Source organism: Neobacillus novalis NBRC 102450, assembly GCF_001591805.1.
In the GTDB taxonomy this organism is placed as follows: Bacteria; Bacillota; Bacilli; order Bacillales; family Cytobacillaceae; genus Neobacillus; species Neobacillus novalis.
The window spans coordinates 1-3,210 of record NZ_BCVP01000084.1 but is presented as its reverse complement, the minus strand read 5'-3'; the positions used below and the strand labels follow the sequence as shown (position 1 = coordinate 3,210).

Sequence of the window (3,210 nt, the reverse complement as noted above, 5' to 3'; positions counted from 1 at the left end):
CCGGACAGTAAAATGCAGAAAGTGGAAAGTAAATGAAAAAGCCCATCCTAAAAGGGTAATTTTTTTCTAAAACGATAACAGAAAAATAGAACAACAGAAAAATGGTACAAAGGAACCAATGTAATAAAATTTCACAATTAAACCTTCTTTTATGAAATAATATTCTATATAATCGGAATATAACGGTAATTATTGTTGTACGAATTAATCGAACAAGGTGGTTTTATTCTCGTGCTTTTTGAGCCGGAGATGAATCATAGAAAACTATTCAAGGAGTGATGTCCACTGGTAAAACTCGATCAGATTAGCCTTTTGACGATTGCCGGCAAGTGATTAGCGTCCAACATTATCTAGTTCAGTTAATCAAATGACCACGGAAAAATAATTGAAAGAGGTGCAAACATTGACAAGAAAAGGGCTCGTAACCATGATGACAATTATTTCGATGCTATTAACCTTTATTCCAACCAGCTCTCCCATCTTCGCAGCGATAAATTCGCAACTCATCGTCCACTATCATAAAAAGGGTGGAAACTACACAGGAAGTTTGGAAGCGTTTTCTCTTGATGGTCAGGTAAAAGGTACCGTGTCAGAAAAGACTACGGATGGATTCGGACTAAAAATGACTTACAATGTTCCAAACATCGATGACAATGCATACATAGGAGTTGTCGTAAAAGAAGACAGCGTTTTTCCTGAAGATAAAAGATTTGTAAGAGCCAAAAACGGAAAAGCTGAAATCTGGCTTATTGATGGCGACGCTCGCGTATACAATGAACCTCTTGCCATCGATCCTAAGCTTATTACTAAGAAGGACAATAAAGGGTACGTGGCCGTTGAAGATTTAAAAGATGTATTAAATCTGACTTATAAATATGGAAAGAACACGTACAAATTTGACGGCGCGAATACTGGAACCACCGACATTTTATCCATCTACCATGATCGTGACTATTTTGAAATCAATATTAATACGAACCGAATCGGTTCTAATGTGACTGGAAATATGACCTCTGCCTATACCGACCTCGTTTTCCATGACGTAGACGGATATAAAGATGGGAACAACTATTATTTATCGATAGGCTACATCGAGAGATTATTTCAAGTAGCCGTCCTCGCTGACAATAATAAGGTACTTTTGCTCAAGCAACAGAACGTAGCGTATGATCAAGTAACCCGAGCCAATGCTCCAGAAGATGTAGGCTTTTCTTCTGAAAAACTAAGTAAAATTGATGATTATATTAATCAACAAGTAAAGGATGGCTTTCCAGCGGCAGCGATGATTGTCGTCAAAGATGGAAAAGTTGTCAAAGAATCTGCGTATGGCTATTTGAAAAAGTATGATACACCATTTGTGGATGGTGCCTATAAACCTGCGGCCCTTTTGCCTAAATCTGAGTGGGAAGAAGCAAAAGTAGATTCGTTATTTGATATGGCTTCGAACACGAAAATGTATGCAACAAACTATGCCATCCAAAAACTCGTCTCTGAGGGGAAATTAAACTTAGATCGGCCACTAAGCTCTTTTCCTGGCTGGGAAAACTTTAAAGATAGCTATACTGTTTACACCGGTAAGTGGACACTAGGTGGCAGCGGCGGGCTGAATCAAACACCACGTACTGGAAAAGAAACGGTTACGATCCGTGATATCCTCCATCACTACGGCGGACTTATTCCGGATCCGGAATATCCAAATAAGAATTCTGCAGGTGACTTATGGTATCAAACCAATGACCATACAAACCGCACAGGAATAATCGACGTCATTAGTAAAACTCCATTGCAATATACTCCTAGAACGACGTACGCTTATAGTGATGTCGATTTTATGATTCTAGGTTTACTAGTTGAACAGATTACCGGAATGCCATTAGACGAATATGTGGAAAAGCATATTTATAATAAGATGGGCTTAACGCACTCTGTATTTAACCCATTAACAAAAGGCTTTTCAAAATCGCAAATTGCGGCAACAGAGTTAAATGGAAATACCCGTGATGGTTTTATTAATTTCGGAAAACTGGAGGACAATTCACCGGTTAATATCAGAAAATATACGCTACAAGGTGAGGTCCATGATGAGAAGGCGTGGTACTCGATGGCAGGTGTTGCCGGACATGCCGGATTATTCTCGACGGCAGGTGATATGGGCGTTTTAACACAGCTTATGCTGAACGGCGGTATTTATAACGGAACACAATTTTTCACGAAAGAAGTTGCCGATGAATTTACTACACCATATGATCCCGATCCAAACAAGGTAGACGCATCAACCACTGGCTTGGGCTGGAGGGTACATTCAAAAAGCGCTGCTGCTTATTACTATTTCAATTGGGGTCCGAGCCGAAGCACCTATGGGCATCAAGGCTGGACAGGAACGTTAACGATTATCGATCCAGTTTATAATATGAGTATTACGATTCTTACTAACTTAAGGCATTCGCCTGTTGTCAGTCCTCCAAATGGATTTGCCGGGTCGAATTTTCCAATCGCTAATTTAGTTCCAATTTCTGCCCTTGTCTACGATTCCCTAATCTCGGACAAAGAGCAATACAGTCCCGCTGCGCCGACATCATTGTCTGCAAAGGCAACCGGCATCAAAACAGTTGATCTTAGCTGGAAAACCGTTTCCGGAGCGGACAGCTATAACGTCTATCGTTCAACGTCAAGTGATGGGGACTACCAAAAGATCAATACCGAACCGCTAACGACAAATTCCTTTACTGATACGGGCTTACACCCTGGTTCAGATTACTACTATAAGGTTACCGCACTCAACAATGTCGGTGAATCAGCGCCATCTGATCCTACGCATGCCACTACGGTATCGGTAAGCGATATGTACGATTTGATAGGCCAACACATCAAAAAATTTGCTGACTCCGGGGAATTAGGCGGACCTATGAAGGTGCAGCTAACAAACAGTCTTAAACAGTCAGAAGATCAATATAAAAAAGGACACAAAGCTCAAGCAATTAAGAGTGCTCAGGACTTCCTGAAGCACATGAACAATCAAGGGCTGCAAAAACATATGACCAAAAACGCAAAACAAGCTCTAGAAACAGAAGTGAACATTTTAATTGAAGCTTTGACTGATTAGAGGAGGGACAAGGGGAATTGTCCAATAGAGCCCTTCTATTGGACAAAACTCTTTTATAAACCCCTTAAATTGTCCAATAGACCCCTTCTATTGGACAAAACTCTTTT

1 protein-coding gene is annotated in these 3,210 nt (G+C 40.4%); it reads left to right on the top strand.

The genetic code is table 11. The features are described 5' to 3' along the window. Window positions 1-403: 403 nt before the first annotated feature. Window positions 404-3,103 (top strand): penicillin binding protein PBP4B, encoded by a 2,700-nt coding sequence (gene pbp4b, locus BANVL01_RS26370; RefSeq protein ID WP_066093071.1) that lies wholly within the window; start codon window positions 404-406, stop codon window positions 3,101-3,103. Window positions 3,104-3,210: the final 107 nt, after the last annotated feature.